This window comes from Microbacterium sp. W1-4-2, from assembly GCF_058349885.2.
Genome location: NZ_JBYRJC020000003.1, coordinates 355,662 through 381,996, shown reverse-complemented (window position 1 = coordinate 381,996; position 26,335 = coordinate 355,662). Strand labels below are relative to the sequence as shown.

Sequence of the window (26,335 nt, the reverse complement as noted above, 5' to 3'; positions counted from 1 at the left end):
CATGCCCTCGCTCGATCAGATCTCCGTGCTGCTCGTCTGGACGGCCGTGGCGATCTACGCCCTGGCCTTCGTCGCCTACACGATCGACCTCGCACGTCGTTCGGCCCAGGTGCTGGATGCGAAGGATGCCGCAGCCGACCGAGAACGTCAGCTCGTGGGGGCAGCGGCTTCGGCAGGGGCCTCGAGCGCGACCAAACGCCCGGCCGGGGCCGTCAACCGCTCGATCGACTCGTCGCGCTCGCCGCTGGCCATCGCGCCGGCCGAGCGCGTGCGCCCGCTGTTCGCCCGCATCGGCACCTCGCTGGTCTGGCTCGGATTCCTCTTCCACGTGGGCGCCGACGTCACCCGCGGCATGGCGGCCGGCCGTGTTCCGTGGGCCAACATGTACGAGTTCGCCCTCACCGGCACGATGCTCGTGGTCGCGGTGTACCTGGCGGTGCTGTTCCGCTACGATCTGCGGTTCCTCGGCGCGCTGGTCACGGGCCTGGTCGTGCTGCTGCTGGGCGGGTCGATCATCGCGTTCTACGTCGTGGTCGCGCCCCTGTCCGACCCGCTGAAGTCGCCGTGGCTCGTCATCCACGTCTTCGTGGCGTCGTTGGCGACGGCGTTCTTCGCGCTCACATTCGGACTCTCGGTGCTGCAGCTCATGCAGACCCACCGCGAGCACAAGGCGATCCTGTCGGGCGACAAGCCCGTGCGGGTGTGGGGGTTCCTGAAGACGCTGCCGAGTTCGGAGGCGCTCGAGTCGCTGGCCTACCGCTTCGCGATCGTCGGGTTCATCTTCTGGACGTTCACCCTCATCGCCGGGTCCATCTGGGCCAACGACGCCTGGGGCCGGTTCTGGGGCTTCGACACCAAGGAAGTCTGGACCTTCGTCATCTGGGTGCTCTACGCCGGCTACATCCACGCCCGCGCGACCCGCGGCTGGCGCGGCACCCGGTCCGCCTGGCTGTCGATCATCGGCTTCACCGCGGTGCTCTTCAACTTCGCGATCGTCAACGTGTTCTTCAAGGGCCTGCACGCCTACAGCGGCCTGACCAACTGACGGTCGGCCGGTCACCCGCTGTTGCGCAAGCGCGAGACCCCACTTTTCCGCTGAGACCCTTCATTCGGTCACGGGTCCCGGCAAGTATGTGGGGTCTCGCGTCGCAGATCAGGTTCCCGTGACTACAGCTCGACGCAGTCCTGAACGCAGCCGTCGGCCGCGCCGGGAGCGCTGGGATCGGTCGCCGGCCGGTGGAGGATGGCGCGGCTGGGGGTGATGCGCAGCGGGGCGCCGGATGCCTCGTCATGCCCGTCGACGGTCGCGATGCCGTCGAGGATCAGCGAGTAGCCCGTGGCATCCGCCGGCGGCCACACCACGCTGACCTCGGGATGCGCCCCGGCATTGGCTTGTGCGCGGTCACTCGCACCCGGGATCGTCACCGCACCGCCAGCGAATTCGGGATGCACGACCGACGTGTGCACGCGCTGATGCCTGTTGATCGTGATCAGATACGCGAAGCCGTACTCGCGTGCGTGCGCGGCCACCGCGCCGAGGTCCACCGTGCCCATGGTCTCAGCGTAGAGCCGCTCCCGGTGCGGCGGGCCCGAAGCCGTGTCGCTCAGCCGGCGGCGGGCGCCCGCGACTCCCAGGCCGTCACGTGCACGGTGGTGCCCGGGATGATGTCGAGTACGACGGGCCACGACACATGTGTGTCACCCGGCTGGGCGGCCGCCCAGAGCGTCCGAGCGGCGAGTTCGCCGTGCGTGGCATTCGCATCCCATCCGATCCCGGCGTGCACCGACGCGCCGGGCTCGACAGTGATCGTCGTGGGGCCGGGATCGGTGGCCATGAACGAGGTCCCATGCTTGACGGTCACCGGCAGCAGGTGATCGTTCTGGTCGCCGAAGGCGACGTCGGGGTAGCCCGACACCGTGCACGGCCTGTCGGTGTCATTCACCAGCTGCAGGGTCTGCAGCCGGTGCCCGGTCGCGGCATCCGACCCCGGCGCCAAGAGCGTCGAGTTCTCCGACGTGCACGCATCGGCCGGTACGGGAGTGCCCGAGGTCGCGACGGTCGGAACCGGGTCGCCGACGGCGTTCGGATCCCGCGGCGCCGCGCCGCCGGGATCGGCATTGATGGATGCCTCGGCCTGCGACGTCACCTGCTCCTGCCGCAGCTGCGCCTGCGTCGCCGCGTGCGCGCCCTGGTCAGTGAGCGGCAGCGCGACCGCGGCCGCCACGGCGATGACGCTGACCACGATCACGGCGGTGTGCGAGGCGGCGGTGGCTGCCGGCTCGGCGAACATGGCGGCATCGTCGGCCACGCCAGGCCGCACTCGGACGATCAGCGCGGGGATCCAGCCGGCCACGAGCGCCCAGAACACCGTGAGTGCGGCTGCTCCGGTCATACCCAGGGCGCCGGCGACGCCCATGCGAGCGAGCCACACGACGACGTTCCCGAGATCCAGCACGGCGCCGACCGCGAATCCGGTCAGGACGGCGGCGAGCCATCCGGCGGCGAACGACACCCGGCCGTTCCGCGCGAACCACGACGCGATCGCGGCGTACCCGACGACGATCAGCAGCATCGCCGTCACGTGCAGCGTGATCGCCCAGCCGAGCGGCGCTCCGAAGAAGCCGCCGCGCATCGGCGACGGCACGAGCCGCGCCAGCGTCGCGGCCGGGCCGCCGATCGCCGTCAGGCCGTAGGGGAGCCATCCGGACACCAGCCACAGCACGGCCAGGGCGCCTCCGGCGATCAGTCTGCGTGGCATGGCGCTCCTCTGGGAATCGTGTGCCGACCCTCGGGCGCGGGTCGCGGCATCCCGACTCTATCCGTCGTGATTCCGCGAAGCCGGCAGGAGCGGCCGCCGAGCCACTGGAAGGTGGATGCTGGTCGGCGTAGCGTGTGCGGCATGTGCCGAAGCATCCACACCCTCCACAACTTCGAGCCGGCGGCGACGTCCGACGAGGTCCAGGCCGCGGCTCTGCAGTACGTGCGCAAGATCGCCGGGACGACCAAGCCGTCAAAGGCCAACCAAGAGTCGTTCGAGCACGCTGTCGCCGAGATCGCGCACGCGACCCAGCACCTGCTCGATCATCTCGTAGCGACGACGCCGCCGAAGAACCGCGAAGAAGAAGCCGAGAAGAAGCGCGCCCGCGCGATCGCCTCAGGGCGCTACGCCGCCTGAGCCGGGTCGTCCCGGCGTCCCGGTGCGAGGCCGTCATGGGTCGGCGCCCTGGATTCCGTCGTCACCCTTTACCACTCTCACGTGGTCTGACCGGTAAGTCGTGACGACTGAAACTGCGAGTCCATCTCTCCGCCGTCACCTGTTGCTGCGCTGTCCAGGATGAATCGGTCAGAAGTGACGATTGACGTGGAGTGCTCAGCGCCTGTGTCGCGTCACGCCGCGGTACGCGACGAATGCGCCGGCCGCAACCACGATGAGGCCGATCACGACCGCCTGCGGCATCAGACCGGACGTGCACGTGCTTGCCGTCGGGCCGTCCGCGCACGTGCCGACGCCGAACCCGAATGCGACCATGAGACCGACCGCGACCATGAGCGCGCCGACCATCACCAGGCCTCTTCGTCGTGAGGTCGAGCGCTGCTCGGGGACCATGGGTTGACCGTACCAGGCGCGTCGTTGCGGGATTCGCAGCAGGAGGGGTCAGCGCGCGCGAAGGTGAGCGGCGCGTGCCCTCCCGGCACAGGTCGCATGAGTCGTCGCACATGGCGGCCCCAACCGCGGCGGACCCACCAACTGCGACGACCGAAACGTTGCGGTGAGATTTCGGTCGTCGCACATGGCGGCTCCCGCATGGTTGAGACCGCAAAACGCGACGACTCACGTTTCGGCGGGATCATTCAGTCGGCATGATTTACGGTTCGCGGGCGGCCCAGACCGTAAGACGCGCCGACTCGAACCTCGCCGACGATCTGAATGGGGCCGTCAGGCGGCCAGGGGCAGCTCCTGCACGAGGGCCTTCACACTGGTCGTGCGGCGGCGCATCACGACGATGACCGTCGCGCCGAACGACACCACGCCCCAGATCAGCAGCCCCGCGATGCCGGCGCCGACGCCTGCGGTTCCGTTCAGAGCGGCAAGGCCCGCAGACAGCCCGGGCGCGGTCGGCAGCACGCTCGCGATCGCCACGAGCACGCCCGGCACGGTCGAGACCACGCCGGTCGCGACCGCGACCACCCCGATCAGCGCAGCGATCCAGCGGCCGGCCCCGCGGAACACCGCGACCAGCGCCTGGTTCACGGCGGCGAACGCGATTCCGGCCACGACGCACACGGCGGCGAAGATCGACCAGGTTCCCCCGTCGTACGACGCCGCGAGCTGTACGACGCCCGCCACCAGCAGTCCCTGGGCTGCGCCGATCGCGGCTGCGGGCGTCAGGTTCCGCAGCGCCAGCACCGCCGAGGCGCGACGCGACGTCAGGGCACGACGCGACACGGCCTGTAAGGCGACGAACGACCCGAGCCCGCCGAACCACAACGCGAGCATCGCCAGCAGCGGGATCGCCGACGCCCCGAACATCGAATCTCCCACGCCCTTCGCGGTCACAGGGTCGGCCACGACCGACGCCAGGCTCTTCGCCTGCTGATCGGTGAACGACGGCAGCGAGGCCTGCGCCCTGTGCAGTCCGGCGGCGATCGAGTCCGCGCCCCCGGCGAGCTTGTCGACGCCCCCGGCCAGGCCGCGAGCGCCGTCGGCGCTCTTGCCGGCGCCGGCGGCCCACGTCTGCGTGCCGGCCGCCCACGTCTGCGTGCCCGATGCCCACTGCGACGCACCCGAAGAAGCCTGCCACGCACCAGAGGCGAGCCCGTCGGCGCCCGACGCGAGCTTCGAGACGCCGGCCGAGGCATCCTTCGCCCCTGACGCCAGGCCGTCCATGCCGCCGGCCACCTGCGTCATGCCGCCCGAGATCTTCGAGAGGCCCGCTGCGACCTGCGGCAACTGGCCGAGTCCGTCGACGCCGGCCGCGATCGCGCCGGACTGGTCGATCACGTCGTTCACCCGGGGCAGCGCCTGGTGCGCGGTCGCCGTCACCTGCTGCAGCGCACCGCACAGCTGGGCCGATCCGCCCTGGGCCTGGCACTCGGCCACGAGCGCGTCGAGCTGTGCCACGGTGTCCGACACCTTCACCTTGATCTGGTCGCTGTTCGCGGCCAGCTGGTGCGTGGTGTCGACGACCTGCTGGGGAATCTGGGGCGCCTGCGCCAGTCCGTCGGCGATCTGCGCGAGATTGCCCGACAGCTGACGCGTGTTCGTCGCCAGCGAAGAGGCCCCGCCGGCCCACGTCTGCACACCGTCGGCGGCCGAGCGGGCACCGCGGGCCCACTGCGAAGCGCCGTCCGAGAGCTTCGATACCCCGCCCGCGATGCCGTCGGCGCCCGACGCCAGCTGCGTCGCGCCCGAGCTGAGCTTCGTCGCGCCCTCGGCGAGCCGCTGCGTGCCGTCGGCGAGGCTGCGTGCCCCGTTCGCGGCGCTGCGCGCGCCGCCCGCCCACGTCGTGGCGCCGTCGGCAGCCTTGCCGAGCTGATCGCCGAGGGTCGTGAAGCTGACGAACACGTTCTGCATCGTGGTGCTCGACAGCTGCCGGCCCATGACGCTCGTTGCGGTCTGCGCGAGCTGAGCGGTGATCGCGTCGTCGATCACGCGGGCGCCGGGGGCGGTCTCGACGTGGATCGTCGCCTGTCGCGCGGCGTCGCCGGAACCCGCCAGCTCCTGCCCGCTCGAGACCGCGGCGGCCGAGAATCCCTCGGGAATCGTGATGACGGCCTGATACGTGCCGTCGGCGAGGCCGCTCGACGCGTCCTTCGTGTTCGAGATCGTCCAGGTGAGATTGCTGTTCGCGTCGCCTGTGCCCTTGACCAGGCCCGCGGTCAGCTGCCGGCCGAGCGGCACGAGCTGATCGTTCACCGTCACGGCCTTGTCGTTGTTGACGATCGCGGCGTTCATCGCGTCCAGGCGCTCGGTCGGGTTGTACAGGGCCGCGACGAGGATGCCGCCGATCAGCACCGGCAGCAGCAGCACGCCGACGAGGGTCACCCATGTGATCGGCCGGTGCGAGCGGGAGCGTTCGATGTGCAGGTTCATGCGGTCACCTCGGGGCTCGATTCGGGTGTCGGAAGGGCGGGGCTCGGAACGGCAGGGCCTGGAGAGACGCTGCGACGCACCGCTGGTGCGACATCGAGCACGGCGACGTCTGAGCGACCGGCGTCGGCCAGCAGCGCGCGGGCGGCGCGCGGGTCGGTCGCGGTCGCGATCACCGTCAGGGTGGGGGTGAGGGATGCCGCGTCCCGCAGGGCTGCGGACACCTGGTCACGCACACCCGGGGCGGTCGCGGCATCCACCCCGTCGATCACGAGGATCTTCGTGCGACGGCGCAGCGCACGGCGCACCTCGGCGGCGGCGTCGGCGGTGCCCGAGAGCAGTGCGACGCCCACGTGCGCGCGCACCCAGACCGCGCGCTCGGGCAGCAGGTGCCCGTTGACCTTGAGCCGGCCGCCGGTGGGCGCGACCCGGCCGGCGAGCGTCAGGGCCACCGCGCGCGCCGAGCGGCGGTCGCCGCCGTCGAGCACGAGCGTGCCGCCCGGGTCGACCCGCAGGCTCACGCCGCGGTACAGGATCGTGCCGTCGGGGTCCGAGAGCTCGAGGCCTTCGGCCACGGCGGCCGCGGTCGTGTGCGGCTCGGGCCAGTGCGCGAGCGAGATCTCGCGCTCGACGGCCTCGCCCTCGATGTCGAAGTGGGGGAGCACGCGCTCGAGCCACCGCGGCATCCACCAGGCCTTCGCGCCCAGCAGCGCCATGACCGCCGGCACCAGCGTCATGCGCACGAGGAACGCGTCGATCGCGATGCCGGTGGCAAGGCCCAGCGCGATCGGCTTGAGGTTGGTGTCGCCCTCGGGCACGAACGCGGCGAACACCGCGAACATGATGACGGCGGCGGCGGTGACCACGCGGGCCGACGCGGTGTAGCCGCTGCGGACGGCGTCGACCGCGACCCGCCGGTCGCCGCGCCCATCGCCTCGCCTGCGGCCGTGCACGTAGTCCTCCCGCATGCGCGAGACCAGGAACACCTCGTAGTCCATCGCCAGGCCGAACAGCACGCCCATCAGCACGATCGGCATGAAGCTGATGATCGGGCCGACCTTGGTCACGTGCAGCAGGTCGGCGCCGAACCCGTGGATGAACACGAGCGACACGACGCCGAACGCCGCGGCCACCGACAGCAGGTACCCGGCGGTCGCCTTCAGCGGCACCCAGATCGAGCGGAACACGATCGTCAGCAGCACGAGCGACAGGCCGACCACGAAGATCGCGAACGGAACGAGCGCCGCCCCCAGCCGATCGGAGATGTCGATCGCGACGGCGGTGAAGCCGGTGACCTTCATGTCGACGCCGTACGTGTCGAGGATGTGGTCGTGCTGCGCGCGCAGCTCGCGCACGAGGTCGGCCGTCTTCGGGTCATCGGGTGCCGTGGTCGGGATGATCTGCACGATCCCGGTGTCGGCCGTCGCGTTCGGGGTGGCGAGGGCCACGGTCTTCACCCCGGGCAGCTTCGCGATGTCGTCGCCGATCTCGTGCATGAGGTTCAGCGGATCGTTGCTCTCAACGATCGTGCCGGTCATGATCAGGGGACCGTTGAAGCCGGGCCCGAAGTGCTCGCTGATCAGGTCGTACGACTGGCGGGCCTGCGAGTCCTTCGGCAGCATGCCGGCGTTCGGCAGGGCGAGGGCCAGGCTCGAGGCGGGGATGGCGAGGGCGCCGAGGGCGGCGAAGACGGCCACGGTCGTGACGACGGGATGCCTCGTCACGAGGCCGACCCAGCGAGCGGCGAGGCCCTTCCGCCCTTCGTGCGTTGAGCGAGCGGAGCGAGTCGAAACGTCGGCGGCGTCCGACTCGGCGCGTTTCGACCCGGTCGCTTCGCTCCCTCGCTCAACGACCGAGGGGGTCGACCGGCGCGCGCGACGCTTCCAGCCGACGACGCGGCCCTTGGCGAAGCCGAGGAACGCGGGGGTCAGCGTGAGCGCGACGGCCACGGCGATCGCGACGGCGACGGCGGCGGCGATGCCCATCGTGGTCAGGAACGGGATGTTCGCGAAGCCGAGCCCCACCAGCGCGATGAGCACGGTGACGCCGGCGAACACGACGGCCGAACCCGCCGTGCCGGTCGCGCGTGCGGCCGACTCCTCGGGCTCGATGCCGCTTCGGATCTGGTCCTGATGTCGCGAGATGATGAACAGGGCGTAGTCGATGCCGACTGCCAGCCCCAGCATGAGGGCCAGCAGCGGCGTCGTCGCCGAGATCGTCGCGAACGCCGTCGCCACGAAGATCAGGGCCATCGACAGCCCGACCCCGAGCAGCGCGGTCAGCAGCGGCATCCCGGCCACCAGGAACGACCGGAACGTGACGATGAGCACCAGCAGGGCGATCACCAGGCCCACGGCCTCGACGATCGAGATCGTCGGCAGCGACGTCGAGAACAGGTCGCCGCCGAGGGCGACCTGCGAGCCGGCGGGCAGCTCGGCTCGCAGCGCGTCGGTCACGTGCTCGAGGTCGGCCTTGGTGCTGGCCTTGACGTCGGTGACCTGCCCCTTGAACTGCATCTGGATGATCGCGGCGGATCTGTCATCCGAGACGAGTCCCGTGATCTGCTTCGAGAACGGATCGCTGACGGCGAGCACGCCCGGCAGTTTCGAGATCCGGTCGATCGATGCGTGGATGTCGGCGACCGTGGCCGCGGCATCCACCTTCTGCCCCTCGGGGGCGACCACGATCACCTGCGCGCTCGTGCCCGACACCTGCGGGAACGTGCGGCTCAGCTGCTCGAGCCCGGCCTGCGACTCGGTGCCGGGGATCGAGAACGTGTTGTCGGTGCCCTGGGCGAACAGGGCGACACCGCCGCCGGCCATGCCGAGCAGCAGCAGCCAGGCCACGAGCACCCGCCACGGGTGGCGGTACGACCAGCGCCCCAGCGCTGCGAGAAGTGTGGACACGTGTCCTCCGGATCGAGGTGGCAGTTTCGATACGTCGCTGTATCCAATACAGGAGTGTATCGGATACGTTCGTGTATCGTAATCCCATCACCCCGACCCGAACTGGGCGGGGGCCGAGAATTGCGAGGGATGCTGTGACCGACGCCGTGCAGGGACCCCGAAGCCGCGAGAACACGCGTGCGCGGCTGCTGGATGCCGCCTTCGACGTGTTCGCGGACGTCGGGCTGGACGCGGCATCCGTCGAGGCCGTGTGCGAGCGCGCCGGGTTCACGCGCGGCGCCTTCTACTCCAACTTCGAGTCGAAGGACGAGCTGTTCCTCGAGCTGATGAAGACCGTGTCGGATCGCAAGCTCACGGCAATCACCGAGCGGGTCAAGTCGATCACCGAAGGGGACGCCGACCGCGCGACCCCGGCCGAGGTGGTGCAGGGTCTGGTCGACTCGTCGATGGACACCCGGCAGGGCGTGCTGTTGATGAGCGAGATCCGCATCCGCGCGATGCGGGACGAGCGCATGGCCGCGGCGTATCGCGAATGGGGCGCCGGGATGACGACGCGGGTGGCGGCGCTCGTCGACGACCTCGTGTCGAGCTACAGGCTGCGGCTGCGGATGCCGGCGCTCGCGTTCGCTCAGACGATGCTCGAGCTGTGGGAGGCGACGTCGGTCGGGGCGGTCATCGAGGGCCTGGACGACGCTGCGACCCGCGACATGATCAGCCGCCGCACGCAGGCCTTCGCCGCCGCCGTGGTCGAGGGCTTCACCGACTGCGATCCCGCCGACACCCCCTGAATACGCCAGACTGAGGTCATGGATCCGTTGACCGCAGGCGTGTTCACGATCGTCGTGGCCGGGGCGTGCCTCTACGTGCTGTACTGGGTGATCCGCAAGGCGGTCGCCGCGGGCATCCGCGACGCCGCGGACGACTCGCCGCGCTCCGGCGGCAGCGATCCGGTCTGAGCGGTCAACCGACGAGCAGGGCGTGGCAGCGGGTGAGGCGGGCCGTCCACCACGCCGCCCGATCGGGGCTCGCCGCGACCGTGTCGAGCAGCTCGGCATCCGGCGTCACACGGCCGACCGGCAGCACCCCGCCGACGGGGCGCAGCGGCGGGGCCGCGACATCCTGCGTTAACAGGGATGCCGTGCCCAGGCCGCAGTCGTAGTCCAGGGTGGGGAGCGCGGCGGCCAGCGCGGTGCCCATCGAGAGCCCGACCGACGTGTCCAGCGCGCTGGAGACGACGGCGGGCAGGCCCGCCTCGGCCACGATCTCGAGGGCCCGGCGCACGCCGCCGAGCGGCTGGGCCTTGACGATCACGAGATCGGCGGCGCCCGCGCGGGCGACCGCGAGCGGGTCGGCCGCCTTGCGCACGCTCTCATCGGCGGCGATCGGGATGTCCCACCGCACGATGCGGCGACGCAGCTCGGCGAGCTCGTCGATCGTTCCGCACGGCTGCTCGACATACTCGAGGTCGAGGTCGGCGAGCGCGTGGATCGCACGTTCGGCCTCGTCGACATTCCAGCCGCCGTTGGCGTCGATGCGCACGCGGCCCTCCGGGCCCATGGCCGCCCGCACGGCGCGGACCCGCGCGACGTCGTCGGCCGGCGTCTGGCCGGCCTCGGCGACCTTGACCTTGGCCGTGCGGCATCCGTCGAAGCGGGCGAGAACAGCGGGCACGGCGGCGGCGGGCACTGCCGGCACGGTCGCGTTGACCGGGACCTCGGTGCGCACGGGAACCGGCTGCTCGTTCCAGCCGAAGTCGATCGCGGCGGCCAGCCAGGCCGAGGCCTCGGCGTCGTCGTACTCGACGAACGGCGAGAACTCCGTCCAGCCCTCCGGGCCACGCAGCAGCATCGCCTCGCGGACGGTCACCCCGCGGAACCGCGTGGCCATCGGCAGGGCCACGACTCGTGCGTGCGCGAGCAGGTCCTCGAGTTCAGGCATCCTCACCCTTCCATCTTGGCCCGCGCCACCCGCCGCGTCCGCGTCACGCTCCGTCGCGCGGCTCACAGACTTCGGATGATCGTACGAACGACGGATGACATCCGCCGAACGGCTCCGAAGTCGGTGCGATCCTCCGAACCCTGTGAGCCGGCCCTAGGCTGAGACGATGCTCCTCGACACCCCCGTGCGGCTCGGCGTGCAGCTGCGCCCCGAACATGTCCAGTACTCCGACCTGCGCGGCGCCGTGCGGCGCCTCGAAGACGCCGGGGTCGACATCCTCTTCAACTGGGACCACTTCTTTCCGCTGTACGGCGACCCCGAGGGCGAGCACTTCGAGGCCTGGACGATGCTCGGGGCGTGGGCCGAGCAGACCGAGCATGTCGAGTTCGGCACGCTCGTCAACTGCAACGGGTACCGCAACCCCGACCTGCAGGCCGACATGGCGCGCACGCTCGACCACATCTCGGGCGGCCGGTTCATCTTCGGCACCGGCGCCGGGTGGTTCGAGCGCGACTATGACGAGTACGGCTACGAGTTCGGAACGCCCGGCACGCGCCTGAACGCGCTCGCCGAGGGTCTGCGGCGCATCGAGGCGCGCTGGGCGAAGCTGAACCCGGCGCCCACGCGCCGCATCCCGGTGATGATCGGCGGCAAGGGCGAGCAGAAGACGCTGCGCCTGGTCGCCCGCCACGCCGACATCTGGCACAGCTTCGTGCCCGCCGAGGGCCTGGCGCACAAGCTCGACGTGATCGAGCGCTGGGCCGAGGTCGAACAGCGCAGCACCGGGGGCCTCGTGGTCTCGAACGAGCTGCACCGGCGCGACGAGCAGGATGCCGCGGCCCTCTATGACGCGGGCGTTCGGCTGTTCACGCTCGCGCTGGACGGCCCTGATTTCGACTATGACACCGTCTCGCGCTGGCTCGCGTGGCGCGACGCCCGCAACGGCTGAGTCTGCATACGCGTCAGCCGACGCGCTGGCCGCACATCCCGCAGATGCCGCTGGGCGGCACCTCCATGAAGCAGTCCGGACACACCAGCGCCGGCTTCTCGACGGGTTTGGGCCGCGCAGTCGCGCGCGGTGCGCGCTCGGACTTGGGACGCGGAGCGCGTGCGGCGGCGGGCCGGGTCGCCCCGGCCGTGCGCGACGGGCTTGCGACCGGCGGGGGAGCGGCGACGCGCGGCGTGTGCGCGGCGCAGTACAGCCGGACGCTTCCGGCCGGGTCGTGCGGATGCCGGTGCTTGACCGCCCACAGCTCGGTGCGCGGCAGCGGGTCGGACGCGATGCCGCACGTCACGCAGCGCGCGGGCTCGCCGGGCATGACGGTGTCGGCGATGATCGGGGTCTCGAAGGGGAGTGCCTCGCGCCAGTCGGACGTTCTCGTGATCTTCATGCGGGCCTTCCCGGGCTCCCGCGCAGCGCGGATGCCCGTCTTCCAGTGTCGCACGGCGGGGCACGGCATCCGGGCGGGCGATCGGCCCGCGTAATCTGGAGGGGTGAGCGTTTCGGAGCTTTTCGACCCCGATGAATGGATGCCGGCACCCGCCTATGACGGGACTGCTGCGGCGTACACCGACATCACCGCCCACGTCTCGCGCGACGGCCGGATCGCCCGCATCGCGCTCGACCGGCCCGAGGTGCGCAATGCGTTCCGCCCGCACACCGTGGACGAGCTGTACATCGCCCTCGACATCGCCCGACAGGATCCGCGGATCGGCGTGGTGCTGCTGACCGGCAACGGCCCGAGCCCCAAGGACGGCGGATGGGCGTTCTGCTCGGGCGGCGACCAGCGCATCCGCGGCCGCGACGGCTACAAGTATGAGACGCAGGTCCCTGAGCAAGGCGGCGCGAAGCGCGACCTTGTCGAAGGGCCGGTGGCTGCCCATGTCGACTCTGCCCGTGCCGGGCGCCTGCACATCCTCGAGGTGCAGCGGCTGATCCGGTTCATGCCCAAGCCGGTCATCGCCGTCGTGCCCGGGTGGGCCGCCGGCGGCGGCCACTCGCTGCACGTCGTGTGCGACCTGACGATCGCCAGTCGCGAGCACGGCCGGTTCAAGCAGACCGACGCCGATGTCGGGTCGTTCGACGCCGGCTACGGCTCGGCGTACTTCGCCCGCCAGATCGGGCAGAAGTTCGCACGCGAGGTGTTCTTCCTCGCCGAGGAGTACTCCGCCGACCGCGCGTACGAGATGGGCGCCGTCAACCGCGTCGTGGCGCACGCCGACCTCGAGCGCGAGGCCATTGCGATGGCCCGGACGATCCTGACCAAGTCGCCGACCGCGATCCGGATGCTGAAGTTCGCGTTCAACGCCGTCGACGACGGGATGGTCGGCCAGCAGGTGTTCGCCGGCGAGGCGACCCGCCTGGCCTACGGCACCGACGAGGCCGTCGAGGGCCGCGACGCGTTCCTGCAGAAGCGCGACCCGGACTGGTCGCCGTATCCCTGGCACTTCTGAACATCTGAGCGCGCATGAAGCTCCAACCTCTGACAGACGGGGCGACCGAGGTGCTGGACGCCGCCCGTCGCATGCTCGACGGCACCGGCCCGGCGCTCGGGCTCGGCATGACAGGCGTCGAGGCCGTCGAGGTTCCCGAGGGCACCGGCGCAGTGATCACCACGTCGGGCTCGACCGGGGTGCCCAAGAGCGTGGTGATCAGCCGCGACGCGCTGCTGGCGAGCACGACCGCGACCGCCGCGCGCATCGGCGAGGGCGCGTGGCTGCTGGCGCTGCCGCCCGGGTACATCGCCGGACTCCAGGTGATGATCCGGTCACTGCGCGCGGGTCACGACCCGATGCTGCTCGAGGGCAGGTTCGACCCGACGGCGTTCGCCGAGGCCGCCCTGGCGCTGCCGCCGGGGTCGTACACGTCGCTCGTGCCCGCGCAGCTGCAGAGGTTGCTGGATGCGGCCGACGCCGACGGCGCGATCGCGTCGTCGCTGCGCACGTTCGCCGCGATCCTCGTCGGCGGGCAGGCGCTGCCGGCCGCCGTGCTGGATCGCGCGCAGGATGCCGGGGCCCGCATCGTGCGCACGTACGGGTCGACCGAGACCTGCGGTGGCTGCGTGTACGACGGCGTGCCGCTGGAAGGCGTCGAGGTGGCGATCGTCGACGGCGAAGTGCGGCTGGCCGGTCCCACGCTGGCCGACGGCTACCTGGGCGACCCCGCGCTGACCGACGCCGTGTTCGTCCGCGACGACGACGATCCTCGCCTGCGCTGGTACCGCACGGGCGATGCGGGCCTGTTCGACGACGGCGTGCTGCGCATCCACGGGCGCATCGACAACGTCATCGTCTCGGGGGGCGTGAACGTCTCGCTCGACCGCGTCGAACGGATCGTGCGGGATGTCGCAGGCCTGGCCGGAGCGGTCGTCGTCGGCGTTCCCGACGACCGGTGGGGCGAGGCATCCGTCATCGTCGTCGCCCGCGGACAGGCGCTGCGCCGCAGCGAACAGGCCCGGCTCGACGACGCTCGACGCGCCGTCGCCGACGTGCTGGGGGCGGCGGCCCGCCCCGCGCGGCTCGTGATCGTCGACGAACTGGCCACGCTGCACAGCGGCAAACCCGATCGCGAGGCGATCCGCCGCGCGCTCGCCGAGCACTGACCCCGTCGTGGTCGCACCCTCCGCATAGACTTCTGGATCGTGGCATCCTCCTCCCGCGCCCCCCGCAAGAAGCGCGCGCCGTCCCGCGGCAACCCGGGCAAGGCGCCCATCCGGCACATCCCCAAGCCGACGTTCGGGGATTGGATCCACGCCGCCCGCCTGCGCACGCTGCCGCTCGCGGTGACGCCGGTGCTGATCGGCACCGGGGCCGCGCACCTGGTCGACATCCGGTTCCACTGGGCCCTCGCGCTCGGATGCCTCGCCGTCGCCGTGCTGCTGCAGATCGGCGTGAACTTCTCGAACGACTACTCCGACGGCGTGCGCGGCACCGACGACCACCGCCACGGGCCGGCTCGCCTGACCGCCTCGCGCAAGGTCAAGGCCAAGACCGTGCTGATCGTCGCGCTGTCGTTCTTCGCCCTGGCCGGTCTCGTCGGCCTGGCGCTGGTGGTCCGCACGCAGCAGTGGTGGATGCTGGTGGTCGGCGCCGCCTGCATCGTCGCGGCCTGGTTCTACACGGGCGGCAAACGGCCGTACGGCTACCACGCGCTGGGCGAGCTGTTCGTGTTCGTCTTCTTCGGGCTGGTGGCCACCGTCGGCACGACCTGGATCCAGGTGCAGTCGGCTCCGCAGGAGGCCTGGTTCGGCGGGGTGGGTGCGGGGCTCCTCGCCGTCGCAGTGCTGGTGGCGAACAACCTGCGCGACATCGACCAGGACCGCGCCGCCGGCAAGAACACCCTGTCGGTCCGCATCGGCGGGCGCGGTTCGCAGGTCGTGTTCACGGTGTGCGTCGTGCTCGCGTTCGCGATCGCCGCGTTCGTGGCCGTGTTCTATCCGCTCGCGTGGCTTGTGATGATGGCGCTGCTCGGGGCCATCCCGGTGCTGCTGATCGTGTGGATGTACCGCGCACCGCGCGAGCTGGTCACGGCGCTGGCGGTCACGTCGTTCACGTCGCTGGCCTATGGCGCGCTGCTGATGTGGGCATACTTCGGCTGATCGGGCGCAGCCCGGACTTCGCGAGCGGGATCAGCGGGCGTCGTCGCCGGCGTCGGCCGAGGGCGCCGCGTCTGCGCGTGCGGCGTCGTTCGCGGCATCCTCGATATCGGCGTCCTGCTGCGCGGCCGTGCGCTCGCCGTGCAGGCGCTCGGTGCGCCGGTTGCGACGCTCTTCGAGCCCTTCGGCAACGTCGTCCAGCGGCCTGCGCAAGAAGATGATCGAGAGCGAGACGCCGATCAGCGCCGCGAAGATCAGGGCGATCCAGTACATGTCGCGGAAGATCGGGAACAGCATCATGATCCCCAGCGGCACCAGGAACGCCAGCAGGCGCAGCACCGAGTACACGATCGCGGAACGGGTCTTCACGCTTCCCAGTCTACGTGCGGTCGCGGGGCGGGCCGGGCCGCGCTCCCTCGGCTTAGGATGAGGGCATGGCTCGGCTGCTTCTGATCCTCGCCCTCCTGGCGGTGATCTTCTGGGTGTTCAGCATCGTGGACGCCGCGGTGCAGCCTGCCCCGCGCCATCGGGGCGTCGGCAAGCCGATGTGGGTGGCGATCGTGATCGTCTTCCCGGTGCTCGGCGGCATCCTGTGGTTCGCCGTCGGCCGCGGCCCGGCGCACGCGCCCGCCCTTCGCGCCCCCGATGACGACCCCGAATTCCTGCGTGGACTGGGCACGGTGCGGCCCGGCACGAAGCCGGCTCCCGACCGCCACTCCCGCGCCGAGCAGGACGAGCGCATCCGCCAGCTCGAGCAGGACCTCGCACGCCTCGACCGCGACGACGACGATCCCTCCGCCGGCCCCCGTCGTGGCCGCTGACCGGCGCGGGCTCGCTTCTCCGGCGACCGACGCGGCGGCCGCGCTGCTGGTGCGGCTCGTCGAACGCGGTCTGCAGCACGTCGTGCTCAGTCCCGGGTCGCGCTCGCAGGCGCTCGCGCTGGTGGCCGCCGAGCTCGAGCGGCGTGGGGAGATCTCGTTGCACGTGCGCATCGACGAGCGCGTCGCGGGATTCACGGCGCTCGGCATCGGGCGCGAGACCGGGATGCCGGCGGCCGCGGTGTGCACGTCGGGTACGGCCACCGCGAACCTGCTGCCGGCCGTGCTCGAGGCCGACCACTCGGGGGTGCCTCTGCTGCTGCTGACCGCGGACCGCCCGCCCGAGCTGCGCGGCATCGGCGCGAACCAGACCACCCGCCAGGTCGGCATGTACGCCTCGCACGTGCGGTGCGGCGCCGATCTGCCCGTACCCGGCGAGCTCGATTCCGACGGCGACACGGCGGCGTCGGCCCGGGTGCGCGCGGCTGCCGACGAGGCGATGGATGCCGCGACCGGCGCGGCCGGTCGCCCCGGTCCGGTTCATCTGAACCTTCCATACCGCGAGCCGCTGTCGGGGGAGTTGCCCGCCTGGTTCGTCTTCGCGGGATCTCTGGACGCGGCATCGGTCATCGAGCGAGGAAGCGCAGCGACCGAGTCGAAGGGCCACCCCGAGTCCGATCAGCTGTCGAGATCGCACGAAGTGCGCGGTGTGGGGGCGGATCGGCGCCGTTTGCGCAATCTCGACAGCGCGGGGCCGAAGGCGCGGGCCGAGGTCGAGCTGCCGCGCGGTCCGCGCACGGTCGTGGTGGCCGGAGCCGACGCGGGACCCGCCGCCGAGCAGCTCGCGCACGACGGCGGCTGGCCGCTCATCGCCGAGATCGTCAGCGGCGCCCGCTTCGGCCGCCACCTCGTGCACGGGTACCGGGCGCTGCTGCGCGACGACCGGCTCGGCGGCCGCGTCGAACGGGCCGTGGTGTTCGGGCACCCCACGCTCTCGCGCGAGGTCGCGGCGCTGCTGTCCCGCCGCGAGGTCGAGGTGATCGCCGTCGCCGGCCGGGGCGAGCCGCTGAACCTGAACGGCGCGACCGCGCACGTCTCGGCTGCGAGGGTCGCCGACGGCGACGCCGACCGGACCTGGCTCGGGGACTGGATGCGGGCCTCCCGGGCGATCGAGGTCGACCTCGCCCCGGCCGCACCCGATGCTGCGGGCCTCGCCTCGGCCGAGCCGAGCCGACGGCTGCACGCGCTCGCCGCCGAAGTCGAGATCGCCCGCACCCCGCTCACCCGCGAACTGCTCGTCGACGCCGTGTGGCGGGCGACCTGGCCCCACGACCGGCTGGTCTTCGGCTCGTCGCGACTGGTGCGGGTGGCCGACGGCATCCTGCCCGGAAAGAAGGTCCCGGTGCACGCGAACCGGGGACTGGCCGGCATCGACGGCACGATCGCGACGGCCTTCGGGGTGGCCGTGGCCAGCCAGCGTGGTGGCGACCCGGGTGTGACCCGGGTGCTGCTGGGCGATCTCGCCCTGCTGCACGACGTCGGCGCGCTGCTCCTGCCGGCGGGCGAGCCGGAGCCTCGGATCCAGGTCGTCGTCGGCAACGACGGCGGCGGCACGATCTTCGACGGCCTGGAAGTGGCATCCACTGCCGGTGACGCCGCCATGCGCCGCGTCATGTACACGCCGCACACGGCGGGAATCGAGCAGCTCGCCGCCGCGTACGGATGGGGCTACGTCCGGGCGACGACGCGCACCGCCCTCGACCAGGCTCTCACCGCGGGCAGCGGCCGCCAGATCATCGAGGTGCCGCTGCAGCGCTGACGCCGCTGGACCGCCGGGCGGTGCGCCGTCATGATGAGACGCATGGCCTCGAAATCCCACAAGCACTGGACCGGCGACGTCTCGACCCTGCTGCGGGTCGGCAAGGGGTTCCGATTGGACCAGGTCGATCCCGAGGCCACGCCGGGGTACGGACGCCGCAAGAAGGACTCGGTCGACGACCTCGTCGCCGGCGCCGACGAGCTCGGCGAGCTGCAGGAGCGGCTGTACGCGTCGAGCCGGGTGGGGGATGCCGGAGCCTCGGTGCTGCTGGTGCTGCAGGCGATGGACACGGCGGGCAAGGGCGGCATCATCCGTCACGTGGTCGGATCGGTCGACCCGCAGGGGGTGCAGCTGGCGGCGTTCAAGAAGCCGACGCCCGAGGAGCTCGCGCACGACTTCCTGTGGCGGATCCGCTCGCGGGTGCCGGACCCCGGCATGATCGGAGTGTTCGACCGGTCGCACTACGAGGACGTGCTCATCGGCAGGGTGCGCTCGCTCGCCCCGGCCGACGAGATCGAGCGTCGCTACGGTGCGATCGTCGACTTCGAGAAGGAGCTGACCGGCGCCGGCACCCGGATCGTCAAGATCATGCTGCACATCTCGGGCGACGAGCAGCGCGACCGTCTGCTGGAACGGCTCGACCGTCCCGACAAGCACTGGAAGTACAACCCGTCGGACGTGGACGAGCGGGTCCTGTGGCCCGCGTACATGCAGGCGTACCAGACCGTGTTCGACCGCACGTCGACGTCGGACGCGCCCTGGTACGTCGTGCCGGCGAATCACAAGTGGTACGCGCGGCTCGCCGTGCAGTCGCTGCTGCTGAGCACGCTCGACCAGATCGATCCGGCGTGGCCCCCGGCATCCTTCGACGTCGCCACCGAGCGCGAGCGCCTGCGCGCCACCTGACCGCCGCCGCACAAGCGCTTCTGCATTCCGCCTCTCCGCGAGGGTGCAACTGACGGCCGAGGGGTAAGGAAACACCCGCACTCTCGGCGGCCAGATGCGCTCTCGCGAAAAGGGGGGTCAGCGGATTTGTGTCGTCAAGTACTAGATGTGATACAGTACTTGACGTGACGGAAGACAGTGCGTTCGCAGCCGACCTCATTCGGGGCCACACCGACACCATCGTGCTCGGCGTGCTGCGGCGCGGCGACCGCTACGGCTTCGAGATCTACAAGACGATCCGCGAGGCCACCGGCGGCGAGCACGAGATCAAAGAAGCCACCCTCTACGCCACGTACCGCCGGCTCGAGCGCGACGGGCTCGTCGAGTCGTACTGGGGGGACGAGACCCAGGGCGGTCGGCGCAAGTACTACCGCATCACCGACGCCGGCCGCGCCGTCTACATCTCCAACGTCGCCGCGTGGGTCGCCACGCGGCACGTGATCGACGCCCTGCTGGACGCCGCCGACACCTCTTCCCCGAAGGGCTCACGCCGATGAACACCGACATCCACCGCCTGCTCGACGAGGCCTTCGCCGGCGTCGAGATGACCCCCGACGCGCAGGATCTGAAAGAGGAGATCCGGGCAAACCTCATGGCGCGCGTGGCCGAGCTCGAGTCCGAGGGCGCATCGTCGTCGGATGCCGCGGCCCGGGCGATCGCCGAACTCGGCGACGTACGCGAGCTGCTCGACGACGGTCGCGGTGACGGTGCGCAAGAGGATGCCGCGGCCCCGGCCGACGCGACGGACGCGCGCACCGGCGGGGCGGCTCACCGCCACACCCACGACTACGCTTTCGTCGCCGGCAAGCGCGTGCGCCCGAAGCCGGGCTTCGTCGTGCGCGCCGTCGTGCTCAGTCTGATCGCCGCCGCGGCGCTCCTCCTGTTCGCACTGGGGGCCACCGCGGCCCTCGCGATCGGACTCGGCGGTCTCGTCGGGCTCGGAGCCCTCGTGGCCGCGCCCCTGGGTGTGGTCACCGGCGACGCGCTCCTGCAGGAGACCACGACGAACCACCCCCTGCCGCCGCGTCGCGCCGTCGGCTTCGGTGCCGCGACATTCGGCACGCTCGCCGCCCTCGCGCTCGGCGCCGCCTTCGCCGTCCACCTCGGGGCGACCTGGCTCGTGGTGCTCGCAGCGCTGCTGCTCGTGGCATCCATCGCGGGATTCGCATGGCTCGGGGTCACGCAGACCAACCGGCACAAGGCCTGGACCCGCCAGCTGCATGCGCAGATGCCGCCGAACCGGTTCGAGCAGGAGCCCGACACGGCCGCGCGCTTCGGCATCTATGTCGCCGCGATCTGGCTCGTGACCTTCGCGGTCATCGCCGTGCTCGTCTTCACCGTCGGCTGGTGGTGGGCGCCCCTCGCATTCCTGGGCGGGCTGGCGATCATGATGCTCGTGCTCGCCCGGATGATGTTCGGAGTGCGCAAGAAGCAGGACTGATCCAGGGCGGGGTCGTTGTTTCGGCTCGCTTCGCCCGCTCGACGACCTTTCGTTCGACGACCCTCAGAGAGAAAGGGATGCCTCGCCATGCCCGAAAACACCGCTCCACCCGCCATCGTGGCCGAGGACCTCGTCAAGGTCTATCCCGGGCGCGGTCGCAGACCCGCCGTCCGGGCACTCGACGGCCTCGGCTTCACCGTGCCGGCTGGACGCGTGTTCGGCCTGCTCGGCCCGAACGGGGCCGGCAAGTCGACGACGACCAAGATCCTCACCACGCTGTCCCGGCCCACGACGGGCGCTGCCCGTGTCGCCGGCCGCGACATCCTTCGCGAGCCCGACGCCGTGCGCGCCGCGATCGGCTACGTTTCCCAGGGCGCCGGCACCGATCCGTTCCTCACCGCGACCGAGAACCTCGAGGTGGCCGCGCGTATGCGGGGCGTCTCGGCCGCCGAAGCCCGCGCCCGCGCCCGGCGTCTGCTCGACGAGTTCGGGCTGGTCGAGGCATCCCACCGCCCCGCCGGCACCTTCTCGGGCGGCATGCGCCGTCGGCTCGACGTGGCGGCGGCCCTCGTCCACCGGCCGGGCGTGCTGTTCCTCGACGAGCCGACCACGGGCCTGGACCCCGAGGCGCGGGCGGCGATGTGGGCCGAGATCCGACGCCTGTCGGGCGAGGAGGCGCTCACCGTCATCCTCACCACGCACTACATGGAAGAGGCCGACCGCCTCGCCGACGAACTGCTCATCGTGAATCGCGGGCGGGCCGTGGTGCAGGGCAGCCCCGACGAGCTGAAGGCGGCGCTGCACGGCGACTCCGTGCGCGTGACGCTCGTCGAGCCCGATCCCGGGCGCGTGCGCGCCGCGATCGCCGGCGTACCCGGACTGCGCGACGTCGTGGTCGAGGCATCCGGTGTCGGCGGGGTGCTCGCGGCTCGCGCCGACGACGCCTCGGCCGCCGTCGGTGCGGTGATCTCGGCTCTGGATGCCGCGGGTGTCCGCTACGGGCAGGTCGCGGCATCCCACCCCACCCTCGATGACGTGTACCTGCACTTCGTCGGACACACCTTCGGCGAGCACACGCCCGCCGTCCCGGAAGGAGTCGCAGCATGATGACGCTCGCTCTGCCGGCTACCGCGGTGCGCCGCGCGGGCTGGTTCACCCAGACCGGCCAGGTGCTGCGCCGGTGGCTGATCGTCTCGCTCCGGCAGGCGTGGGGCCCCGCGATGAGCCTCATCCAGCCGGTGATCTGGATCGTGCTGTTCGGGCAGGTCTTCCACTCGCTGGGCGCGCTGCCGCAGTTCGGCGGGGCCGGCTACATCGACTATCTGGTGCCCGGCATCCTCATGATGACGGTGCTGTACTCGGGCGCGTGGGCCGGCACCGGGTACATCGACGACATCGACTCCGGCGTCATGGACCAGTACCTCACGTCGCCCATCTCGCGCTCGGCGATCATCACCGGGCAGCTCGTGCAGCAGCTCATCGTCGGCGTCGCGCAGTCGCTCGTCGTGCTGGGGATCGGCGCGCTCGCCGGTGCCCGATACCCCGGAGGAGCGGTCGGGATGCTGGTGGCACTGGCCGTCGCGACGGTTCTGGCGACGATCTTCTGCTGTGCGTCGACCGCTGTCGCCCTGATCTCTCGCAATCAGATCGCGCTGATCAGTCTGTCGCAGCTGGTCGTGCTGCCGGCCACGTTCCTGTCGACCACGATGATGCCCGCCGCGCTCATGCCGGACTGGGTGCAGGCTGTCTCGCGCTGGAACCCGATGACCTGGGCCGTCGAGCTCGGCCGCGGGAGTCTGACCGGGGTGTATCCCGACGCGGGATGGTGGCAGGTCGCAGGCCTCGTGCTGCTGGCGGTGCTCGCGTTCGCCTGGGCGGTGCGGTCGCTGCGCTCGTACCAGCGCTCGATCTGACCCCGCGGTGGGGGTGCGTGGGCGGGGGGTCAGAAGCCGTGCCAGCGGCGGCCGAAACCGGTGGCCAGGATCGTCGCGAGGTACAGCGCGCCCGCGAGGCCCAGCGCCGCGGTCAGGCCGAAGGCGCCGACGCCGATACCGGCCACGAAGCTGCCCAGCGGCATCGCGGCGGTCACGCCCGCTGTGATCGCGCCGAGCACCCGCGCGCGGATCCCTGCCGGGATCATGCGGTACAGGGCGGCGTCGATCATCGGGTTCAGCGGACCCGCGGCCAGGCCCGACAGACCGAGCACCACCGCGACGACGGGGAAGGGCGGTCCGAACATCAGCACGAGGTAGGGCGGCGCCCCCGCGAGCAGGAACAGCACGATCAGCAGCACATGACGGGGGACCCGGTCGCCGATGATGCCGTAGAGTGCGGCTCCGGCGAGCGCTCCGGCCGAGAAGCACGCGATCATGATGCCCAGTTCCGCTCCACCGTGACCGAGACCCTTGGCGTAGAGCGGCTGCAGCACCGTGAGCCCGGCGGTGTCGATGGCGTTCGTGATGACCACCATCGCGACGACGGCGCGCACGAGGGGCGTGCGCAGGATGAATCGGATGCCGGCGGTCAGGGCCGCCCACCCCAAGCCCTCGTCCTTTCCGGCGGCATCGGGACCGGCACCATCCTGTCCGGCACCATCGAGCGCGACGCGCGGGACGAATGCCACGGTGAGACCGATGGCGATCGCGAAGGTCGCGGCGTCGACGAGCATCGTCGGAGCGGGGCCGGTCAGGGCGACGAGCAGTCCCGCGAGTCCCGCGCCGACCATCGTCGCGGTGCGTTCGACGGTGGCCTGAATCGCGGCGGCGCGCGGCAGCGGCATCCCGGCCATCGCCGACAGCTCCGGAATCTGGCTCGACCGCGCGGCGCTGCCCGGCGCATCGAGCAGATTCGACAGGAACACCAGGGCGAGCAGCACGCCGAGGTTCAGGACGCCTGCAGCGGCGAGCACCGGGACGGCGAGCACGGTCACGCCGCTGGCGGCGTCGGCGATGATGCTCGCTCGCCGGAAGCCGAGCCGATCCACCACCGCGCCGCCGATGACCCCGCCGATCACCAGCGGCAGCGTCGCGGCGATGCCGGCTGCGGCGATCGCCAGCGGTGTGTCGGAGATCTGCAGTGCGATCAGCGGCACCGCGACCACGGTGATCGCGTTGCCCGCGCGCGAGATGCCGGCTGCGGCCAGCAGCGCCGCGATCGGGACGCGACGTCGGGTGGTGGTGGATGCCGCGGTCATGGCCGTCGGTACGCCGAGTAGACGATACGCACCCGAGCAGTGCCGGCACGCTCGCGGTCGCCGCGCGCGTGCCACCGGGCGGCGAGGTCCTCGAGCTCGCGGCTGAGCTCGTTCAACTCGTCGGCGGTGAGCCAAGCCCCGTCGTCGCTGATGGTCGAGGCGGCGACCCAGTCCTCGTCGAGCTCGTCCTCGTGCTCGAGGTACGAGAGCTGATCGGCGGCGTATCCCTGCACGAACGCGCGCCGCATCGCGCGGGCCGCGGTGCGCTGCGCAGGATTCCTCCGCAGCGCGACCGGGTCGAACGTGGTGAGCTCGGCACTGGCCCGCCACCAGCTCTCACGGCCGTCGCGGGCGAGGTCGGACGCCTGCTCGACCAGTCCATGGCGTTCGAGCGTGCCGAGGTGGTAGCTGATCGACCCGGGCGCCGCGTCGAGCCGGTCGCTGAGTGCGCCGACGGTCTGCGGCCCCTCTTCGCGCAGTGCGCCGATGATCTGCAGGCGCAGCGGGTGGGCGAGCGCGCGCAGCGCGGACGGGTCGGCGACGCTGACGGTGCGGCGGGTGGGTTGTGCCATGCCCTCGATGCTAACCACACAACATCTATTGCACAAGAATCCTTGTGTAATCCTCGGACCCGCGAGGGTACGGCGCGGGGCGCGGGGGCGGAGTGCGCGTGCGGGCGGGCGCGGGGTCAGGCGAGGGCGTCGACGATCGGGCGGAACTTCACGCGCGTCTCGAGCAGCTCCGACTCGGGGTCGCTGCTCGCCACGATGCCCGCGCCGGCATGGGCGACGACCGGCATCACCCCGCCCACCGGGACGTCGAACTGGGCGCAGCGCAGCGCGATGGCCCACTCGCCGTCGCCGTGCTGGTCGATCCAGCCCACCGGCCCGGCGTACCGTCGCCGGTCGAACGGCTCGAGCCGGCGGATCGCCTCGACCGCCGCCTCGGTCGGGGTCCCGGCCACCGCGGCGGTCGGGTGCAGCGTCTGGATCAGATCCAGCGACGTCGAGCCGTCCGACAGCGTGCCCGCGATGTCCGTGGCCAGGTGCCACACGTTCGGCAGCTCGAGCGTGAACGGCCGCTCGTCGACGGTCAGCCCCGTGGTGTGCCCGGTCAGCGACTCGACCACGCTGTGCACCGCGTACGCGTGCTCGTCGAGGTCCTTGGCGCTGGTGTTCAGAGCGGCGCGGGACGCGGCATCCTCGATCGCATCGGCACCCCGCGGACGGGTGCCGGCGAGCACCCGCGCGCTGACGCGCCCGTCGTGCACGATGGCGAGGGTCTCGGGGCTCGCGCCGATCAGGCCGTCCACCGCGAACGTCCACGTATCGGGATAGCCCGTGGTCAGTTCATGCACGAGACGTCGCAGATCGGCGTCGTCGGGCACGGTGCCGACGAGGTCGCGCGCGACCACGACCTTGCCCGCCTCGCCCGCGGCGATGGTCTCGAGCGCGCCGCGGACCGCGGTCTGATAGCCGTCGGGATCGAGCGCGCCCGGGCCCAGGGTCGCCGACCAGTACGGCTCGTACGGCGTCGGGTCGGGCAGGCCCTCCTCGTCGGGGTCGATGTCGACAAGGATGCGGGTGACCCACGCGCGACCGCCGCGATGGCCGACGATCAACGACGGCACGATGATCGACGCCGTCGCGGCCGAGCGCTCGTCGAACGGCAGCGCGGCGAAGCCCACGAGGCCGGTCCCGGGCAGCTCGACCGGATCGTCGATCACGGCGGATGCCGCCAGCTCCGCCCAGTCGCGCGCGAGCGCGGCGGCACGGGGCTCGTGGGCGTCGGCGCCGACGTCCAGGCGCGCGACAGGTGCGGCGCCCACGATGCCCTCGCCGCGGCGCAGCCAGGCCAGGGGGGCGGCAGGGGAGGCGTGAATGAGCAGATCGCCCGGCGCATCGACCTCGCGCGTGCGCACGTGCAGACGCGGGGCGGGAGAACCGGTCATCCTCCCAGCCTACGGCGCGCACGAAGGCCTCGACGCACGCACGACGGCGCTCGCGCGGCGGTAGGCTCGGCCCGTGAGCGACCCGATGCGCCCCGAGCCGGGCACCCGACTCGTGTTCCGATGGCGCAAGTGGGACGGAACGCCGCACTGGCGGCACGACTGCCTGTATCTCGGCGCGGATGAGTGGGGCGACTGGGTCGCCCAGCCGGTCGGCTGGCGCAGCCACCGCCCGGGCCGGGACTTCACGGCGGAGTCTTCGAACGTGACACTGCTGCCGCCCGACGGCACCTGGGCGGCGACCTGCTACGGCGGCATGCATCCGCGCCGCATCCGGATCTACATCGACCTGGCGTGGGACGCGCGCTGGGAGCTCGTCGACGGCGTGCCGGTCCCGACTGCGATCGACATGGACCTCGACGTCGTGCGCACCGACGACGAGCGCGGCACCTGGATCGACGACCGCGACGAGTGGGACGAGCACCGCGTCGCCATGGAGTACCCGGCCGACGTCGTGGTCCGGCTCGAAGCCACGGCGGTCGACCTCGAGCGCCGGGTGGCGGCATCCATACCGCCGTTCGACGACGCGACGATCGACGCCTGGCTGGCCCGGGTGCCGCGGGGCGAGTCCGCCTAGACT

At 71.6% G+C, this 26,335-nt stretch carries 27 protein-coding genes; 16 read left to right on the top strand and 11 right to left on the bottom strand.

Features of this window, described 5'->3' with window-relative positions; all coding sequences use genetic code 11:
* The first annotated feature begins 1 nt into the window (after position 1).
* On the top strand, positions 2-1,045 hold the full coding sequence (ccsB, locus tag AC3RX0_RS14450) for a c-type cytochrome biogenesis protein CcsB (RefSeq protein WP_491506690.1): 1,044 nt from the start codon (positions 2-4) through the stop codon (positions 1,043-1,045).
* Positions 1,046-1,167: 122 nt separating this feature from the next.
* Here the strand turns inward: ccsB and AC3RX0_RS14445 are convergent, their stop codons facing one another.
* Positions 1,168-1,554: a hypothetical protein gene (locus tag AC3RX0_RS14445; protein ID WP_491506689.1), complete on the bottom strand. Its 387-nt coding sequence runs from the start codon at positions 1,552-1,554 to the stop codon at positions 1,168-1,170.
* A gap of 50 nt (positions 1,555-1,604) precedes the next feature.
* Positions 1,605-2,759: a DUF4232 domain-containing protein gene (locus AC3RX0_RS14440; protein ID WP_491506688.1), complete on the bottom strand. Its 1,155-nt coding sequence runs from the start codon at positions 2,757-2,759 to the stop codon at positions 1,605-1,607.
* Positions 2,760-2,900: 141 nt separating this feature from the next.
* Here AC3RX0_RS14440 and AC3RX0_RS14435 point away from each other — a divergent pair, with 141 nt between their 5' ends.
* Complete coding sequence (locus AC3RX0_RS14435; protein WP_491506687.1) at positions 2,901-3,176, top strand: DUF2277 domain-containing protein; 276 nt, start codon at positions 2,901-2,903, stop codon at positions 3,174-3,176.
* A gap of 195 nt (positions 3,177-3,371) precedes the next feature.
* Here AC3RX0_RS14435 and AC3RX0_RS14430 read toward each other — a convergent pair whose 3' ends face one another.
* From AC3RX0_RS14430 to AC3RX0_RS14420, 3 genes are all read right to left on the bottom strand, one after another.
* Positions 3,372-3,608: a hypothetical protein gene (locus tag AC3RX0_RS14430; RefSeq protein WP_491506686.1), complete on the bottom strand. Its 237-nt coding sequence runs from the start codon at positions 3,606-3,608 to the stop codon at positions 3,372-3,374.
* 330 nt (positions 3,609-3,938) lie between these two features.
* Positions 3,939-6,095 carry a YhgE/Pip family protein gene (locus AC3RX0_RS14425; protein WP_491506685.1) on the bottom strand — a complete coding sequence of 719 codons (2,157 nt, stop codon included), beginning with the start codon at positions 6,093-6,095 and terminating at the stop codon, positions 3,939-3,941.
* A complete protein-coding gene (locus tag AC3RX0_RS14420) occupies positions 6,092-8,998 on the bottom strand; it encodes an MMPL family transporter (RefSeq protein ID WP_491506684.1) in 2,907 nt (968 codons plus the stop codon). Before AC3RX0_RS14420 ends, AC3RX0_RS14425 begins: the two co-directional genes overlap by 4 nt.
* 134 nt (positions 8,999-9,132) lie before the next feature.
* Here AC3RX0_RS14420 and AC3RX0_RS14415 point away from each other — a divergent pair, with 134 nt between their 5' ends.
* Both AC3RX0_RS14415 and AC3RX0_RS14410 read left to right on the top strand, forming a co-directional pair.
* Complete coding sequence (locus AC3RX0_RS14415) at positions 9,133-9,786, top strand: TetR/AcrR family transcriptional regulator (RefSeq protein ID WP_491506683.1); 654 nt, start codon at positions 9,133-9,135, stop codon at positions 9,784-9,786.
* Positions 9,787-9,804: 18 nt separating this feature from the next.
* A complete protein-coding gene (locus AC3RX0_RS14410) occupies positions 9,805-9,954 on the top strand; it encodes a hypothetical protein (RefSeq protein ID WP_491506682.1) in 150 nt (49 codons plus the stop codon).
* Positions 9,955-9,958: 4 nt separating this feature from the next.
* Here AC3RX0_RS14410 and AC3RX0_RS14405 read toward each other — a convergent pair whose 3' ends face one another.
* A complete protein-coding gene (locus AC3RX0_RS14405) occupies positions 9,959-10,936 on the bottom strand; it encodes an o-succinylbenzoate synthase (protein WP_491506681.1) in 978 nt (325 codons plus the stop codon).
* A gap of 166 nt (positions 10,937-11,102) precedes the next feature.
* On the opposite strand from AC3RX0_RS14405, the gene AC3RX0_RS14400 reads away from it, so the two are divergent.
* Positions 11,103-11,885 (top strand): LLM class F420-dependent oxidoreductase, encoded by a 783-nt coding sequence (locus AC3RX0_RS14400; RefSeq protein WP_491506680.1) that lies wholly within the window; start codon positions 11,103-11,105, stop codon positions 11,883-11,885.
* 13 nt (positions 11,886-11,898) lie between these two features.
* Here the strand turns inward: AC3RX0_RS14400 and AC3RX0_RS14395 are convergent, their stop codons facing one another.
* A complete protein-coding gene (locus AC3RX0_RS14395; protein ID WP_491506679.1) occupies positions 11,899-12,327 on the bottom strand; it encodes a glucose-6-phosphate dehydrogenase in 429 nt (142 codons plus the stop codon).
* A 139-nt stretch (positions 12,328-12,466) separates the two neighbouring features.
* Here AC3RX0_RS14395 and AC3RX0_RS14390 point away from each other — a divergent pair, with 139 nt between their 5' ends.
* Genes AC3RX0_RS14390 through AC3RX0_RS14380 form a run of 3 tightly spaced genes read left to right on the top strand, consistent with a single transcriptional unit; the run spans position 12,467 to position 15,534 of the window.
* Positions 12,467-13,390, top strand: coding sequence for a 1,4-dihydroxy-2-naphthoyl-CoA synthase (locus tag AC3RX0_RS14390; protein ID WP_491506869.1), 924 nt, complete (start codon positions 12,467-12,469; stop codon positions 13,388-13,390).
* A 14-nt stretch (positions 13,391-13,404) separates the two neighbouring features.
* Positions 13,405-14,538, top strand: coding sequence for an AMP-binding protein (locus tag AC3RX0_RS14385; RefSeq protein ID WP_491506678.1), 1,134 nt, complete (start codon positions 13,405-13,407; stop codon positions 14,536-14,538).
* Between the two features lie 39 nt (positions 14,539-14,577).
* Positions 14,578-15,534, top strand: a complete 957-nt coding sequence (locus AC3RX0_RS14380) for a 1,4-dihydroxy-2-naphthoate polyprenyltransferase (RefSeq protein ID WP_491506677.1) — start codon at positions 14,578-14,580, stop codon at positions 15,532-15,534.
* Positions 15,535-15,564: 30 nt separating this feature from the next.
* Here the strand turns inward: AC3RX0_RS14380 and AC3RX0_RS14375 are convergent, their stop codons facing one another.
* Entirely contained in the window at positions 15,565-15,900 is a 336-nt protein-coding gene (locus AC3RX0_RS14375) for a DUF4229 domain-containing protein (protein WP_491506676.1), read from the bottom strand.
* 65 nt (positions 15,901-15,965) lie between these two features.
* On the opposite strand from AC3RX0_RS14375, the gene AC3RX0_RS14370 reads away from it, so the two are divergent.
* From AC3RX0_RS14370 to AC3RX0_RS14340, 7 genes are all read left to right on the top strand, one after another.
* Positions 15,966-16,352, top strand: a complete 387-nt coding sequence (locus AC3RX0_RS14370) for a PLD nuclease N-terminal domain-containing protein (protein ID WP_491506675.1) — start codon at positions 15,966-15,968, stop codon at positions 16,350-16,352.
* Positions 16,342-18,168, top strand: a complete 1,827-nt coding sequence (gene menD / locus AC3RX0_RS14365; RefSeq protein WP_491506674.1) for a 2-succinyl-5-enolpyruvyl-6-hydroxy-3-cyclohexene-1-carboxylic-acid synthase — start codon at positions 16,342-16,344, stop codon at positions 18,166-18,168. The genes AC3RX0_RS14370 and menD overlap by 11 nt, the downstream gene beginning before the upstream one ends.
* Before the next feature lie 42 nt (positions 18,169-18,210).
* Complete coding sequence (locus AC3RX0_RS14360) at positions 18,211-19,074, top strand: polyphosphate kinase 2 family protein (protein WP_491506673.1); 864 nt, start codon at positions 18,211-18,213, stop codon at positions 19,072-19,074.
* Positions 19,075-19,238: 164 nt separating this feature from the next.
* Positions 19,239-19,610 (top strand): PadR family transcriptional regulator, encoded by a 372-nt coding sequence (locus AC3RX0_RS14355; protein ID WP_491506672.1) that lies wholly within the window; start codon positions 19,239-19,241, stop codon positions 19,608-19,610.
* Positions 19,607-20,554: a permease prefix domain 1-containing protein gene (locus AC3RX0_RS14350; RefSeq protein ID WP_491506671.1), complete on the top strand. Its 948-nt coding sequence runs from the start codon at positions 19,607-19,609 to the stop codon at positions 20,552-20,554. Before AC3RX0_RS14355 ends, AC3RX0_RS14350 begins: the two co-directional genes overlap by 4 nt.
* Positions 20,555-20,641: 87 nt before the next feature.
* Positions 20,642-21,661, top strand: coding sequence for an ABC transporter ATP-binding protein (locus AC3RX0_RS14345; protein WP_491506670.1), 1,020 nt, complete (start codon positions 20,642-20,644; stop codon positions 21,659-21,661).
* Complete coding sequence (locus AC3RX0_RS14340; RefSeq protein WP_491506669.1) at positions 21,658-22,467, top strand: ABC transporter permease; 810 nt, start codon at positions 21,658-21,660, stop codon at positions 22,465-22,467. The genes AC3RX0_RS14345 and AC3RX0_RS14340 overlap by 4 nt, the downstream gene beginning before the upstream one ends.
* Before the next feature lie 29 nt (positions 22,468-22,496).
* Here AC3RX0_RS14340 and AC3RX0_RS14335 read toward each other — a convergent pair whose 3' ends face one another.
* The 3 genes from AC3RX0_RS14335 to AC3RX0_RS14325 form a co-directional block, all read right to left on the bottom strand.
* Positions 22,497-23,747, bottom strand: coding sequence for an MFS transporter (locus AC3RX0_RS14335; protein WP_491506668.1), 1,251 nt, complete (start codon positions 23,745-23,747; stop codon positions 22,497-22,499).
* Positions 23,744-24,319 carry an ArsR/SmtB family transcription factor gene (locus tag AC3RX0_RS14330; RefSeq protein WP_491506667.1) on the bottom strand — a complete coding sequence of 192 codons (576 nt, stop codon included), beginning with the start codon at positions 24,317-24,319 and terminating at the stop codon, positions 23,744-23,746. Before AC3RX0_RS14330 ends, AC3RX0_RS14335 begins: the two co-directional genes overlap by 4 nt.
* A 116-nt stretch (positions 24,320-24,435) precedes the next feature.
* Complete coding sequence (locus AC3RX0_RS14325) at positions 24,436-25,698, bottom strand: isochorismate synthase (RefSeq protein WP_491506666.1); 1,263 nt, start codon at positions 25,696-25,698, stop codon at positions 24,436-24,438.
* Positions 25,699-25,771: 73 nt separating this feature from the next.
* Between AC3RX0_RS14325 and AC3RX0_RS14320 the strand changes: the two genes are divergently transcribed.
* Entirely contained in the window at positions 25,772-26,332 is a 561-nt protein-coding gene (locus AC3RX0_RS14320) for a DUF402 domain-containing protein (protein WP_491506665.1), read from the top strand.
* The last annotated feature ends 3 nt before the right edge of the window (positions 26,333-26,335 follow it).